Below are 14,085 nucleotides of genomic sequence, written 5' to 3'. Positions count from 1 at the left end.
ACCGTCCATGCTAGCGCGGGCCGGCTTGCGGCACGCTTGCGGCCGCATTACCGATCGGATAGCTAGTGGGACGGCGCCAGCGGCAGCAGGATGCGCGCCACCAGGCCCGGCGCGCCGTCCTCCAGCACCAGCTCGCCGCCGTGGGCCAGCGCGGTGGCGCTGACGATGGCCAGCCCCAGGCCGTTGCCCGGCAGGTGGCGGCTGTCGTCGAGCCGGTAGAAGCGCCGCGTCACCTTGCCGCGCTCGGCCTCGGGGATGCCGGGGCCGTCGTCCTGCACCGCGATCGACGCCAGGCCGCCGCGGTACACGCCGGCCCGCACCCGCACCGCGTGGCCCGGCCCGGCGTACTTGATGGCGTTGTCCAGCAGGCTGGCCACCGCGCTGGCCAGCAGGTTGCGGTCGCCGTCCACGTACAGGTGCTCGGGCGCGTCCACCGTCAGGGTCACGCCGCCGTCCTCGGCGCTGGCCTCGTACATCTCGCCGATGTCGCGGGCGATGTGGCCCAGGTCGAGGCGCTCGAACAGCCGGCTGCGCATGCCCGATTCGGCCTCGGCGATCTGCAGCAGGCGCTCGAACAGCCGGATCAGGTCGTCGATCTCCTCGATGGCGTCGCGCGCGGCGCCGGACAGGCGCGGCACCGTGGCCTCGGAGCGCAGCGCGTCGTCGAGCTTGCTGCGCACGCGGCCCAGCGGCGTGCGCAGGTCGTGCGCGATGGCGTTCGAGACGTGGCGGATGCCGTCCATCAGCAGCTCGATGCGGTCGAGCATGCGGTTGATGTCGCGCCCCAGCAGCGCGAACTCGTCGCGCCCGCGCACCGGGATGCGCGAACTGAGGTCGCCCGCCTCGATGTGGGCGGCGGTGCGGCGGATCGTGCCCAGCCGCCGCTCGACCAGGCGCCGGAACAGCAGCGCGCCGGCCACCGTCAGCAGCAGCGACACGCCGGCGCCGGCCAGCAGCGCGCGCCAGATCACGCCGCGCACCGCCTCCTGTTCGCTCAGGTCGCGCCCGACGATCAGCAGGCCGCCGCCGTCCAGCGGCCGCAGGTACAGCCGCGCCGGCGCCTGGTGGCGGTCGCGCGCAACCACGGTGCTGAGCAGCTCGGGGCCGTCGTCGGCACGCGCGGCCGCGGCCGGCAAGGGGCCGAGGTTGCCGGCCAGCGGCGTGCCGTCGGCCGCCAGCAGTTCGAAGATCTCGCGGTCGCTGTCGATGCCGTCGTCCAGCAGGCGCCGCACCTCGGCCGACAGCGCGCCGTGCGGCTGGCCGCCGGCGCGCGCCACCAGGCGGTCCGACTGCGCCATGATGCGGCCGTCGATGTCCTGGTCCAGCACGCCCACGGTGCCGCGGTAGAACACCGCCGACACCAGCACGATCGAGGCCGTGCCCAGCAGGCCGTAGCCCAGCACCAGCCGGGCCGCGATCGAGGCGCGCAGGTCGATCACTGGGCGCCGCCCCCGGCCGGATCGGCGTCCTCGGGCGGGGTCGGGCCCATGCGGTAGCCGACCCCGCGCAGCGTGTGGATCAGCATGACGGGGAAGTCCTTGTCGACCTTGGCGCGCAGGCGGCTGATCTGGACGTCGATGACGTTGGTTTGCGGGTCGAAGTGGTAGTCCCACACCGATTCGAGCAGCATGGTGCGGGTCACCACCTGGTTGACGTTACGCATCAGGTACTCCAGCAGCCGGTACTCGCGCGGCTGCAGCGTGATGACCTTGGCGCCGCGCGTCACGCGCAGCGTGCGCAGGTCCAGCTTGAGGTCGGCCACCTGCAGCGTCGAGCTGTCGGCGCCGGGCGCGCTGCGCCGCTGCAGCGCCTCGATGCGCGCCAGCAGCTCGGAAAAGGCGAACGGTTTGGATAAATAATCGTCGGCGCCGCCGCGCAGGCCGCTGACGCGGGCGTCGATCGAGGTCAGCGCGGAGACGATGATGACCGGGGTCTGCTTGCCCAGCGCGCGCAGCTTGTCGACGATGGACAGGCCGTCGATGCGGCCGGGCAGCATGCGGTCGAGGATGATGATGTCCCAGTCGCTGCCCACCGCGAGGTCGAGGCCGTCCGGGCCGTTGTCGCAGGCGCTGACCAGGTAGCCGGCCTCGCGCAGGCCCTTGCAGATGTAGTTGGCCGTTTCGGCTTCGTCTTCAATAACCAGGCAGCGCACGCGGATCTCCGGGATTCAGGATGGTGCGGTATTCTACCCCGTGGCGCGCGGCCGTAGCGGAGCGCGCTGGTGAACTCCCGCCCGGACGACGTCGTTGCGTCGCACAGGGGGTGGCGCCGGCTTGGCGGCGCCGACTTTGAGGACCATCGGCGGGGCGCGGAGTTCGACCGCCATCATAGCCGCGCCCGCCGGCGGCGGCCTTGCGCCAGATCAAGCCCGGGACCGGCCGCGGCCTGCGGCCAGCTCGGTGTACAGCGCGTGGTAGTTGCGCGCCATGGTCTCGGCGGTGAACAGCTCCCAGTAGCGGGCCGCGGCCGGCCGGCCCCACTAGGCGGCGCGCTCGGGCTGCTCCACAGCGTGCGCATGGCGGCGCCGAAGGCGGCCGGGTCGTCCGGCGGCACCACCAGCCCGGTCTCGTTGTCGATGTTGATGTAGGTGGTGCCGGTGCCGATCTCGCTGGAGATCATCGGCTTGCCGTACATCGCCCCCTCCAGCAGCGAGATGCCGAACGCCTCCGAGCGCAGGTGCGACGGGAACACCATCGCGTAGCACAGCTCCAGCAGCGCCACCTTGTCCAGCTCCTCGACCGCGCCGACGAAGATCACGTGCGTCAGGCCGAGGCGGCGCGCGTGTTCCTTGAGCTCCTGCTCGACCGGGCCGGCGCCGACGATCACCACCGGGTAGTCGAGGTTGGCCATGGCGTCGAGCAGGATGTGCAGGCCCTTGTAGTAGCGCAGCACGCCGACGAACAGGAAGAAGCGTTCGCCGCAACGGGCGCGCCACTGGTCCTTGAGCGACTGCGGCGGCTGCGGATAGATGGTCTTGTCCAGGCCGTAGGTGATGGTGCGCGTCTTGTGCTCGAAGCGCTTGAGCACCGGCGACGAGGCCAGGTAGTTGGGCGAGGTGGCGACGATGGTGTCGACGCTGCGCAGGAAGCCGCGCTTGAGCGGGCCGTACACGCGCAGCAGGTTCTTCTGGCGCACGATGTCCGAGTGGTAGGTCACCACGCTGGGCTTGTCGATGCGCGCCAGGAAGTGGGCCAGGTCCATGAACGGCCACGGGAAGTGGTAGTGGATCACGTCGGCGTCGCGCGCCAGGCGCGCCAGCTGGCGGATCGCCCCGGCCGAGAAGCCGGTGGAGGCGATCTCGAAGTCGAGCCGCGCGCGGTGCACGGTGTGGCCCTCGAACTCGATCCGCGCCGGGCCGGTGTCGCGCGTGAGCGTGAGCACCTCGTTGCGCACGCCGAGGCGGCCAGTGCCCACGCACAGCTGGCGGATCACCTGCTCGATGCCGCCCCAGGTGTCCGGGTAGTAGGTCTTGTAGAAATGGAGGACGCGCATGGCAGCTTCAGTGATGCTTCAATTGGACAGGACGTCGCGGTACACCTCGACGGTGCGGCGGGCGGCGGCGTCCCAGGTCAGCTCCAGCGCGCGGCGGCGGCCGGCGGCGATGCAGCGCTGGCGCAGCGCATCGTCGCGCGCCAGCGCGGTCATCGCGGCCGTGATCTCCGGCACCGACAGCGGATCGAATTCCAGCGCCGCGCCCTGCGCCACTTCCGGCAGCGAGGTGGCGTTGGAGGTGGCCACCGGCACGCCGCTGGCGAAGGCCTCCACCAGCGGCAGGCCGAAGCCCTCGTGCAGCGACGGGAAGATGAAGGCGCCGGCGCCGGCGTAGATGTGGTGCAGCTGGGCGTCGTCGGTCAGGCGGCTGAGCCAGACCACGTTCTCGCCGCGCTGGCCGGCGGCCTTGACCTGCGCCACCAGCTCGTCGCTGAGCCAGCCGGGCGCGCCGACGATCACCAGCTGGCGCGCGGCGCGCAGCACCGGCGGCAGCGCCAGGTAGGCCTCCAGCAGGCGGCCGACGTTCTTGCGCGGCTGCAGCGTGCCGACGAACAGGAAGTAGCCGGCGCGCAAGCCGTGCAGCGCCAGCGTGGCGTCGCGCGCCTCGGCCGGCGGCGCGTCGAACCATTCGGGACGCACGCCGTGGTGCACCACGCTGATCCTGCGCTCGTCGACGCCGAAGTGCTCGACCAGCTCGCGGATCGAATAGTGCGAGCCGGTGATCACATGCTGGGCCTTGCGCGCGGCCTTGACCTGCAGCCAGTTCTTCAGGCCGCGCAGGCGCGGCGTGCACCACTCGGGATGGGCGATCGGCACGGCGTCGTGCAGGGTCGCCACCACCGGGCAGTCCATGCGTACGATGCGGTAGTCGGTGGCGTGGAACAGGTCGAGCGGCGCCGCGCCCTGGCCCGCCAGGCCGCTGACGCGCATCCGCACCGACGACGGCAGCACCAGGTCGGCCAGCGTCGCGCCGCGGAAGGAGCGCGGCAGCGCGCGACCGACGTGGACGCGGCTGGCGTCGCCGCCGGGCGCGAACGACAGCGGCAGCACCTCGGCGCCGGCATGCGGCAGGTGTTCGAGCAGCGCGCGGCTGTACACGCCCAGGCCGTCGAGGCGGCCGCCGGTCAGCGTGGTCTCGGCGGTGGTGGTGGACAGGCCCACCCGCACCGGGCGGGCGGCCTTGGTGTCGGCCATGCTCACGCCGCGTACATCCAGCGCAGCGTGTCGGCCAGCGGCACCGTGGCCAGCGGGCCGATGGCGGCCAGCAGGCGGCGGTTGTCGCCGACCAGGCGCACCACCTCGTTGGCGCGCACGAAGGCCGGGTTGACGTGGACGTTGATTGGGTAGCCGGCGATGTCGGCCATCATGGCCAGCGCCTCGCCCAGCGAGTACGCGTGGCCGGAGCAGATGTTGAAGGCCTGGCCGGCCACCGAGGGACCGGCGGCCAGCAGGCGGCGGTAGCTGTGCGCCACCATCCGCACATCGGAGAAATCGCGCCACACGTGCAGGTTGCCCAGCTCGATGTCGGCGGCGCGGCGGCGGAAGTGCGAGACGATCTTCGGCAGCAGGAAGTTCTCGTGCTGGCCGACGCCGGTGTAGTTGAAGGGACGCACCACGATCAGCGGCAGCTTGTCCTGCCACAGGCGCGCCATGTATTCCATGGCAAGCTTGCTGACCGCGTAGTCGTTGGCCGGCGCCGGCGGCACGTCCTCGCCGATCACGCCGGCGTCGGTGTTGCCGTAGATGTTGGCGCTGGAGGCCAGCAGCACGGCCGACGGCTTGTGCTCGGCGGCGGCCAGCGCCTCCAGCAGGTTGCGGGTGCCGGCCACGTTGACGCGGTAGATCTGCTCGACGTCGCCATGGCCGACAAAGGCGATCGCGGCCAGGTGGGCCACCACGTCCGGGCGCACCTGGGCCACCACGTCGGCCAGGCCGGCGCGGTCGTTCAGGTCGACGGCGAACTGGCGCTCGCCGGGCGCGTGGCCGGGGGTGATGGTGCCGTAGACTTCGTAGCCGGCCGCGCGCAGCTCCTGCTCGACGTAGCGGCCGGTGAACCCGGACAGCCCCGTGACCAGCGCGCGCTTGCCCGCGCCCTCCATGCCTTCAGCAGCCATAGCGGTTTCCTTAGAAGGAGAAGCCGGCTTTGTTGCGGCGCAGGTCGGCCTCGACCATCATCTGGCACAGCTGCTCCAGCGTGGTCTTCGGCTTCCAGCCCAGTTCCTTGAGGGCCTTGGCCGGATCGCCGATCAGCAGCTCCACCTCGGCCGGACGGTAGAACTTCGGATTGACGCGCACCAGCACCTTGCCGGTTTTCTTGCAGGTGCCGATCTCGTGGTCGGCCGCGCCGCTCCACTCCAGCGCCACGTCGACCGCCTTGAACGCCATGCTGACGAAGTCGCGCACGGTTTCGGTACGGTTGGTGGCCAGCACATAGGTGTCCGGCTCATCGGCCTGCAGGATGCGCCACATGCCTTCGACGTATTCCTTGGCGTAGCCCCAGTCGCGCTTGGCGTCCAGGTTGCCCAGTTCCAGCACGTCGAGCTGGCCCAGGTGGATCTTGGCGACCGAGTCGGTGATCTTGCGGGTGACGAACTCGCGGCCGCGCAGCGGCGACTCGTGGTTGAACAGGATGCCGGAGCAGCCGAAGATGCCATAGGATTCGCGGTAGTTCACGGTCATCCAGTGGGCATACAGCTTGGCCACGCCGTACGGGCTGCGCGGGTAGAACGGCGTGTCTTCCTTCTGCGGCACGGCCTGCACCTTGCCGAACATTTCCGAGGTCGACGCCTGGTAGAAGCGGATCTTCGGATTGACGATGCGGATGGCCTCGAGCAGGTTGACCGGGCCGACGCCGGTGATTTCCGCCGTGGTGACCGGCTGTTCGAAGGACACGCCGACGAAGCTTTGCGCGGCCAGGTTGTAGACCTCGTCCGGCTGCGCGGATTGCAGCAGGCGGATGTTGGAGCCCAGGTCGGTCAGGTCGTATTCCACCAGCTTGAGATTCGGATGCGACTGGATGCCCAGTTCCTCGATACGCCAGAAATTCACCGAGCTGGTGCGGCGATAGGTGCCGGTGACCTCGTAACCTTTTTCCAGCAACAACTCGGCCAGATAAGCGCCGTCCTGGCCGGTGATGCCCGTAACCAGGGCTCTTTTTATTTTATTCATGGTGAATAGCAATCCAAATCATGGGTGACTTTACAACCCGGTATTGTAACAGAGCGCCTGAGCCACACTTCTCACCAATTATGTCAATTACATCCCTTACATCTTGTTACCATCATTGGCAGTGATGACTAAGTTTCATTGAAGCCTGGGCAACAAAACCGCCTCAATCCGGCGCGCGCAGGAAGCGCTCCACCGTCTCGCGGATCTCGCCGTCGTGCTTCATGGCCTTGATGACGGCGTTGAATTTGCGGATGAAATCATCGCGGTAGGGGAAGCGCGCGGGGTCGCGGGTGGTGAAGCCCAGGTAGCCCTGCTCGGCGCTCAACTCGGCCACCTCGACCAGGGCCTGCGCGTTCGGATCGGCCGCGCCGTCGATGCGGATGCGGCCCAGTTCCCAGGCGATCGACAGGCGGTCGTTCAGGTAGCAATCGATGCGGCCTTTCATCAGCTTGAGGAGGTTGGTGCGGCTGCTGCGCGCGGGTTCGGCGCGCAGCCTGCCGTCGTGGACGGCCTGGTCGAAGCGCTTGCCGCCGCTCAGGAAGCCGGCGTTGATGCCGATGCGCAGGCCCAGGTAGTCGTCCGGCCAGGTCTTCAGCGCATGCCGCTGGCTGATCGCCTGGGTGCACAGCACCACCAGCTGCTCGGCGATGAGGGGCTCGGAATAGCTCATGTAGGGGCGCTCGTCCGGGCGCAGATACGGCGGATAGAGCGCGAAGGCGGCGCCCGTTTCCAGCAGCACCAGGCCGCGCTTCCACGGGATCGGCAACAGGGTGACCTCGTACTCCGGCATCTTCTTCAGCGCCTGCCGGATGATGCTGGCGTAGATCCCCTTCATCCGGCCGTTCTCCAGGTAGGAATAAGGCGGATAGGCGTCGTCGCCGTAGATGGCGACGGCGACCGGCGCATCGCCGGCGCGGGCGGCCTGCAAGGCCAGGCAGCCCATGAGCAGGCAGGCAAGCAGCGAAGGTGGGAAGGCGGGATGACGCGGCATGAGGACTGATTATCCCCGCGTGGTTTTTTACGGCAAGCAGTATCTACGGCAGGTGTTGCATTTTAAAACATTGGGGTCAAGTCTGACATTCGGACACGAGCACAACCGTAGCAGCGCGCTACGGTTGTGCTCGTGTCCGAATGTCAGACTTGACCCCAAATTGCTTTTTAGACTTTGCGCTGGGCGACCGCGTCGACCACGCACAGCGCTGTCATGTTGACGATGCGGCGCACCGTGGCCGACGGCGTCAGGATGTGCACCGGCTTGGCGCAGCCCAGCAGGATCGGACCGACCGCGATGCCGTTGCCGGCCGCCGTCTTCACCAGGTTGTAGGCGATGTTGGCGGCGTCGATGTTCGGCATCACCAGCAGGTTGGCGTCGCCCTTCAGGCTGGTGCCGGGCATGATGGAGTTGCGCAGCTTGGAGTCCAGCGCGGTGTCGCCGTGCATCTCGCCGTCCACTTCCAGCGCCGGGTCGAGCTGCTTGACCAGCTCCAGCGCGGCGCGCATCTTCTGCGCCGATTCGCTGTTGGACGAGCCGAAGTTCGAGTGCGACAGCAGGGCCGCGCGCGGCGACAGGCCGAAACGGCGCATCTCTTCGGCCGCCATCACGGTGATCGCCGCCAGCTCTTTCGCGTTCGGGTTCTCGTTGACGTGGGTGTCGACCATCACCAGTTGGCGCTCAGGCATAATCAGCACGTTCATCGCGGCGTACACGCAGGCGCCGTCGCGCTTGCCCAGCACCTGGTCGATGTAGTGCAGGTGCAGCTGGGTGGTGCCGAAGGTGCCGCAGATCATGCCGTCGGCGTCGCCCTTCTTGATCATCATGGCGCCGATCAGCGAGTGGCGGCGGCGCATCTCCAGCTTGGCGTACTCCTGCGTGACGCCCTTGCGCGCGGTCAGCTCGTAGTAGGCCTGCCAGTAGTCGCGGTAGCGCTCGTCGTGGTCGGGGTTGATGACGTCGAAGTCCACGCCCTGCTTCAGGCGCAGGCCGAATTTGTTGATGCGCGTTTCCAGCACGGCCGGACGGCCCACCAGGATAGGCCGCGCCAGCTTCTCGTCGACGATCACCTGCACCGCGCGCAGGATGCGCTCTTCCTCGCCCTCGGCGTAGACGATGCGCTTAAGGTCGGACGCGGTCTTCTTGGCCACCTGGAACAGCGGCTTCATGAAGGTGCCGCTGCGGTAGACGAATTGCTGCAGGCTGTCGGCGTACGCCTGCAGGTCCTTGATCGGACGGGTGGCGACGCCGGAATCCTCGGCCGCCTTGGCCACGGCCGGCGCGATCTTGATCAAGAGGCGCGGGTCGAACGGCATCGGGATCAGGTACTCGGGGCCGAACGACAGGTTGGTGAAGCCGTAGGTGGTGGCGACGATGTCCGATTGCTCGGCGTGCGCCAGCTCGGCGATCGCGTGCACCACGGCGATTTCCATCTCGCGCGTGATGGTGGTGGCGCCGCAGTCGAGCGCGCCGCGGAAGATGTACGGGAAGCACAGCACGTTGTTGACCTGGTTCGGATAGTCCGAGCGGCCGGTGCAGATGATGGCGTCGCCGCGCACGGCCTTGACGTCCTCCGGCAAAATCTCCGGGTTCGGATTGGCCAGCGCCAGGATCAGCGGATTGGGCGCCATGGCCTTGACCATGTCCTGCTTGAGCACGCCGCCGGCGGACAGGCCCAGGAAGATGTCGGCGTCGTTGATCACCTCGGCCAGGGTGCGGGCCGTGGTGTCGCGCGCGAAGCGTTCCTTGTCCGGGTCCATCAGTTCCTTGCGGCCCTTGTAGACCACGCCGGCCAGGTCGGTGACGTAGATGTTTTCCAGCGGGAAGCCGAGGTCGACGATGAGGTCCAGGCAGGCCAGCGCGGCCGCGCCGGCGCCCGACACCACCAGCTTGCAGTTGGCGATATCTTTACCCACATACTGGATGCCGTTCATGATGGCCGCGCCGACGATGATGGCGGTGCCGTGCTGGTCGTCGTGGAAGACCGGGATCTTCATGCGGTCGCGCAGCTGGCGCTCGATGTAGAAGCACTCGGGCGCCTTGATGTCTTCCAGGTTGACGCCGCCGAAGGTCGGCTCCAGCGAGGCGATGATGTCGACCAGCTTGTCGGGGTCGGATTCGTTGATCTCGATGTCGAACACGTCGATGCCGGCGAACTTCTTGAACAGCACGCCCTTGCCTTCCATCACAGGCTTGGCCGCCAGCGGGCCGATGTTGCCCAGGCCCAGCACGGCGGTGCCGTTGGTGATCACGGCCACCAGGTTGCCGCGCGCCGTGTATTTGTAGGCGTTGGCCGGATCGATGACGATCTCCTCGCACGGCGCGGCCACGCCCGGCGAGTAGGCCAGCGCCAGGTCGCGCTGGTTGGTCAGTTGCTTGGTCGGCGTGACGCTGATCTTGCCGGGCGTCGGGCACTCGTGGTATTCGAGCGCCGCGAGGCGCAATTGTTGACGAAGTTCTTCTTTTTTATCAGATGACGAATCCATGCTGTGCGGCCTTCCTGTTTGTACTGTCGGAAAGCTTCCGATTTTATCAGACCAATTCTTTCAATTAAGTAGGTATTTTCACCAACAGCTATGACGGATATCAGCATTATTTATGATTCAAGGCAACAAAGACCGAATTTTTGTCGTTTTTAACGGCAATAACCTATCAATAGCTCCAACATAATCAATTTTCCGCAGTTATAACTTTTTTGCATCACCCGATGAAAATTGATTGAAAATATCAATTAACCAAGGGCGACGCCAACCGCCGGCCCCGGCGGTCTTCAGTACAATAGCGCCATGCTCTCCGAATTCGACCTCATCCAGGAATACTTCCAGCGCCCGCAGCATGCGGCCCGCGCCACGCTCGGCATCGGCGACGATTGCGCCCTGCTCACGCCCACGCCCGGCATGCAGACGGCGATCTCGTCGGACATGCTGGTCGAGGGCCGCCACTTCTTCGCCGGCGAGGACGCGGCCCGCCTCGGCCACAAGGCGCTGGCGGTCAACCTGTCGGACCTGGCGGCGATGGGCGCGCGCCCGGTCGGTTTCACGCTGGCTTTGGCGTTGCCGTCCGCCGACCGCGACTGGCTGGCCGGCTTTTCCAAGGGCCTGTTCGCGCTGGCCGACGCCTACAACATCGAGCTGATCGGCGGCGACACCACCAAGGGCCCGCTCAACATCTGCATCACCGTGTTCGGCGAGGTGCGGCCGGGTCAGGCGCTGCGCCGCAACGCGGCCCTTGCCGACGACGACATCTGGATCTCCGGCACGCTGGGCGACGCCCGCCTGGCGCTGGCCGGCTACCGGCTCGAGCAATCGATGGACGCGGCCAGCCTGCTGGCGGCCGCCGTGCGCATGCACACGCCGACGCCGCGCGTGGCGCTGGGCATGCTGCTGGCCGAACAGGGCATCGCCCACGCGGCGATCGACATCTCGGACGGCCTGGTCGGCGACCTCGGCCACATCCTCAAGCAATCGCGGCTGGGCGCCACGCTGGACGTGGACGCGCTGCCGGCCGGCGCCGTGCTGGCCACGCGCGAGACGGCGCTGCGGCGCGCCTTCGCGGCGGCCGGCGGCGACGACTACGAACTGTGCTTCACCGCGCCGGCCTCGGCGCGCGCGGCGGTGCTGGCGGCGGCGGCCAGCGTGGCCACGCCGGTCACGCGCGTGGGCCGCATCGAGGCCGCCCCCGGCCTGCGCCTGGTGGACGCGGCCGGCGCCCCGCTCGGCCTGCAGCTACAAGGCTTCGATCACTTCACTTCCTGAAGCGCGGTCACGTCCTCGCCCGGCTCGCCCGCGCGGCGTCCGCTGCCGTGCAACAGCCAGTAGTGGTGGAAGGCCAGCCGGATGTTGTCGCGCAGCTGGGTGTCGTCCCACGGCTTGGTGTAGAAGCGGTAGATGGCGCCGCGGTTGATCGAGTCGATCACCGCGTCCAGCCCGGTGTAGCCGGACAGGATGATGCGTATCGTCTCCGGATACATCTCCTTGACCTTGCTGAGGAACTCGGTGCCGCTCATGCCCTGCATGCGCTGGTCGCACACGATCACCTGCACCGCGTGCAGCGCCAGCAGCTCGAACCCCTCGCCCGGCGTGGCCGCCGTCAGGATCTGGTAGCCGTCGCGCCGGAACAGCCGGTGCAGCGAGGACAGCACGTTGACGTCGTCGTCGACGATGAGCAGGGTCTGCGCCGGCTGGCCCGGCTTGGCCACGTCGGGCGGCAGGCTGTGGCCGGCCTGCACCAGCGCCGCCATCTCGGCCGGCGCCACCGGCCGGCTGAACAGGAAGCCCTGGATCTCGTCGCAGCGGCTGCGCCGCAGGTATTCGAGCTGGGCGCGCGTCTCCACCCCTTCCGCGATCACCCGCAGCTTCAGGCTGTGCGCCATGCTGATGATGGCCTGGGCGATGGCCGCGTCGTTGGGGTTGGTGGTGATGTCGCGCACGAAGGCGATGTCGATCTTGAGCTTGTCGATCGGGAAGCGCTGCAGGTAGGCCAGCGACGAATAGCCGGTGCCGAAGTCGTCGATCGCCACCTTCAGGCCCAGCGCCTTCAGGTTGGACAGCACGCTGATGGTGCGCTCGGTGTTGGACATCAGCGCGGTCTCGGTCAGCTCCAGCTCCAGCAGCTCGGGCGGGACGTCGTGGCGCAGCAGCGCGCTGCGCACCACCAGCTCCAGGTCGCCCTCGACGAACTGGCGGCTGGCGACGTTGACCGCCACCCGCACCGGCCCGACGTCGCTGCGCAGCCAGGCGCCGATCTGGCGGCAGGCGGCGTCGATGATCCAGGCGCCGACCCGCACGATCAGGCCGGTGTCCTCCAGCACCGGCACGAACTCGGCCGGATACACCATGCCGCAGCCGGGCCGCTGCCAGCGCAGCAGCGCCTCGGCGCCGGCCATCTGGCCGCTGTGCAGGTTGACCTTGGGCTGGTAGTACAGCAGCAGCTCGTTGTGCTCGAGCGCGCGGCGCAGCGCCATCTCCATGTCCAGCCGCGCCAGCACCTGCACGTTCATGCCGGCGGTGAAGAAGCGGTAGCCGTCGCGCCCGGCCTGCTTGGCGCGCTCCATCGCGGTGTCGGCGTACTTGACCAGGGTGTGCGGATCGGTGGCGTCGTCCGGGTACATGGCGATGCCGATGCTGGCGCTGAGCGCGGCCGGATGGCCGCCCAGGTCGAACGGCTGGCGCAGCGCCTCGCGCACCTCGTTGGCGGTGTGCACCGCGTCCTGCTGGTCGCGCGTCATGGTCAGGATCAGCGCGAACTCGTCGCCGCCCAGGCGCCCGACCGTGTCGCGGATGCGCACGCACTGCACCAGCCGGTTGCTGAACTGGCGCAGCAGCTCGTCGCCGGCCGCCGCGCCCAGCGAATCGTTGACGTTCTTGAAGCGGTCCAGCGCAATGAACAGCACCACGATGCGCCACGACTTTTCCTGCGCCAGCGCGACGGCGTCGGCCAGCGTCTGGAAGAACAGGGTGCGGTTGGGCAGGCCGGTCAGGCTGTCGTAGTGGGCCATGTGCTGCAGCAGCTCCTCGGCCTGGCGGCGCTCGCTGATGTCGCGCGCCACGCCCAGCAGGATGTCGGGCTGGCCGGCGCGCCGCAGCAGCTGCCAGTACAGCTCGACCGGCACCGCGATCAGGTCGCGCCGCATCAGCTCGAGCTCGATCATCTCGGGCGCGCGCGCCGGCCCCAGCGCGGCGGCGTAGGCGGCCAGCCCGGCGGCCCGCTCGCTCAGCGCGGCCGGCGCGCCCAGGCCGATGCGGCTGGCGGTCTGGCCCAGCATCTCGGCGCGCGGATAGCCCAGCATGCGGCAGGCGCCGTCGTTGACGTCGACCAGCTCGGCGCTGCCGGCGTCGAGCAGGAAGATGGCGTCGGCGGTGGCGTCCATCGCGCTGCGGAAGCGCTGCAGCTCGGCGGTGCGCTCGCGCACGGTCTGCTCGAGCCGCGTGTTGTAGCCGCGCGCCTCGCGGTGCAGCAGGCGCACCTCCAGCAGGTTGCGGATGCGGGTGAGCACCTCGACCGGGTCGAAGGGCTTACTGACGAAGTCGCGCGCGCCCAGCTCCAGCGCCTTGATCTTGTGGTCCGGCTGGGCCGTGACCACCAGCACCGGCAGCCAGGCCCCGGTCTCCAGCGGGCGGATCGCCTCCATCACGTCGAAGCCGGTCATGCCGGGCATCTGCATGTCGAGGATGATCAGGTCGTACTGGTGCTCGGCGTGCCAGCCGGCCACCACGCGCGGATCGGTGGTGGAGCTGACCGCCGTGTAGCCGGTGGACTTGAGCAGGAATTCCAGCAGTTCCACGTTCACCGGCTGATCGTCGACGATCAGGATGCTGGCGTTGAAGATGTCGGTCTGGCTGATCATGAGATGCGCCTCCGTATGGTCCCGTGGAGAACCGGCGTCGTGGCCGGTGCGGACCGCTGACTACCACCAGGCAAGCTTAACAGTTTGC

Annotated in this window: 10 protein-coding genes; 1 reads left to right on the top strand and 9 read right to left on the bottom strand. The window is 68.3% G+C overall.

Annotated features, from left to right (window positions below; translation table 11 throughout):
- Positions 1–62: 62 nt before the first annotated feature.
- The 8 genes from HUX88_RS01045 to HUX88_RS01010 form a co-directional block, all read right to left on the bottom strand.
- Positions 63–1,439 carry a HAMP domain-containing sensor histidine kinase gene (locus tag HUX88_RS01045; RefSeq protein ID WP_176360521.1) on the bottom strand — a complete coding sequence of 459 codons (1,377 nt, stop codon included), beginning with the start codon at positions 1,437–1,439 and terminating at the stop codon, positions 63–65.
- Positions 1,436–2,152: a response regulator transcription factor gene (locus HUX88_RS01040; protein ID WP_176360520.1), complete on the bottom strand. Its 717-nt coding sequence runs from the start codon at positions 2,150–2,152 to the stop codon at positions 1,436–1,438. Before HUX88_RS01040 ends, HUX88_RS01045 begins: the two co-directional genes overlap by 4 nt.
- Before the next feature lie 173 nt (positions 2,153–2,325).
- Positions 2,326–3,492 (bottom strand): glycosyltransferase family 4 protein, encoded by a 1,167-nt coding sequence (locus tag HUX88_RS01035; protein ID WP_373886736.1) that lies wholly within the window; start codon positions 3,490–3,492, stop codon positions 2,326–2,328.
- Positions 3,493–3,510: 18 nt separating this feature from the next.
- Entirely contained in the window at positions 3,511–4,686 is a 1,176-nt protein-coding gene (locus tag HUX88_RS01030; protein WP_176360519.1) for a glycosyltransferase family 1 protein, read from the bottom strand.
- A 2-nt stretch (positions 4,687–4,688) separates the two neighbouring features.
- Complete coding sequence (locus HUX88_RS01025; protein ID WP_117013955.1) at positions 4,689–5,606, bottom strand: NAD-dependent epimerase/dehydratase family protein; 918 nt, start codon at positions 5,604–5,606, stop codon at positions 4,689–4,691.
- Positions 5,607–5,616: 10 nt separating this feature from the next.
- Positions 5,617–6,660, bottom strand: a complete 1,044-nt coding sequence (gmd, locus tag HUX88_RS01020) for a GDP-mannose 4,6-dehydratase (protein WP_176360518.1) — start codon at positions 6,658–6,660, stop codon at positions 5,617–5,619.
- Between the two features lie 163 nt (positions 6,661–6,823).
- Positions 6,824–7,651 carry an ABC transporter substrate-binding protein gene (locus HUX88_RS01015; RefSeq protein WP_176360517.1) on the bottom strand — a complete coding sequence of 276 codons (828 nt, stop codon included), beginning with the start codon at positions 7,649–7,651 and terminating at the stop codon, positions 6,824–6,826.
- A 167-nt stretch (positions 7,652–7,818) separates the two neighbouring features.
- The gene (locus HUX88_RS01010) at positions 7,819–10,137 is read right to left on the bottom strand and encodes an NADP-dependent malic enzyme (protein WP_161093203.1); all 2,319 of its coding nucleotides are present in this window, start codon (positions 10,135–10,137) and stop codon (positions 7,819–7,821) included.
- A 300-nt stretch (positions 10,138–10,437) separates the two neighbouring features.
- Here HUX88_RS01010 and thiL point away from each other — a divergent pair, with 300 nt between their 5' ends.
- Complete coding sequence (gene thiL, locus HUX88_RS01005; RefSeq protein WP_176360516.1) at positions 10,438–11,406, top strand: thiamine-phosphate kinase; 969 nt, start codon at positions 10,438–10,440, stop codon at positions 11,404–11,406.
- On the opposite strand, the gene HUX88_RS01000 is transcribed toward thiL, so the two are convergent.
- Positions 11,391–13,997, bottom strand: a complete 2,607-nt coding sequence (locus tag HUX88_RS01000; protein ID WP_176360515.1) for an EAL domain-containing protein — start codon at positions 13,995–13,997, stop codon at positions 11,391–11,393. The genes thiL and HUX88_RS01000 overlap by 16 nt on opposite strands.
- Between the last annotated feature and the right edge of the window lie 88 nt (positions 13,998–14,085).

The sequence above is a fragment of the Duganella sp. BJB1802 genome (assembly GCF_013369445.1).
GTDB lineage: Bacteria > Pseudomonadota > Gammaproteobacteria > Burkholderiales > Burkholderiaceae_D > Rugamonas > Rugamonas vulcania_A.
The sequence above is the reverse complement of the archived record's forward strand: the minus strand, read 5'-3'. Positions and strand labels throughout refer to the sequence as shown.

Coding starts and splice junctions, on each gene's coding strand:
- HUX88_RS01035 (WP_373886736.1), bottom strand. CDS start 3,492: ATGCGCGTCCTCCATTTCTACAAGACCTACTACCCGGACACCTGGGGC.
- HUX88_RS01030 (WP_176360519.1), bottom strand. CDS start 4,686: ATGGCCGACACCAAGGCCGCCCGCCCGGTGCGGGTGGGCCTGTCCACC.
- HUX88_RS01025 (WP_117013955.1), bottom strand. CDS start 5,606: ATGGCTGCTGAAGGCATGGAGGGCGCGGGCAAGCGCGCGCTGGTCACG.
- gmd (WP_176360518.1), bottom strand. CDS start 6,660: ATGAATAAAATAAAAAGAGCCCTGGTTACGGGCATCACCGGCCAGGAC.
- HUX88_RS01015 (WP_176360517.1), bottom strand. CDS start 7,651: ATGCCGCGTCATCCCGCCTTCCCACCTTCGCTGCTTGCCTGCCTGCTC.
- HUX88_RS01010 (WP_161093203.1), bottom strand. CDS start 10,137: ATGGATTCGTCATCTGATAAAAAAGAAGAACTTCGTCAACAATTGCGC.
- thiL (WP_176360516.1), top strand. CDS start 10,438: ATGCTCTCCGAATTCGACCTCATCCAGGAATACTTCCAGCGCCCGCAG.
- HUX88_RS01000 (WP_176360515.1), bottom strand. CDS start 13,997: ATGATCAGCCAGACCGACATCTTCAACGCCAGCATCCTGATCGTCGAC.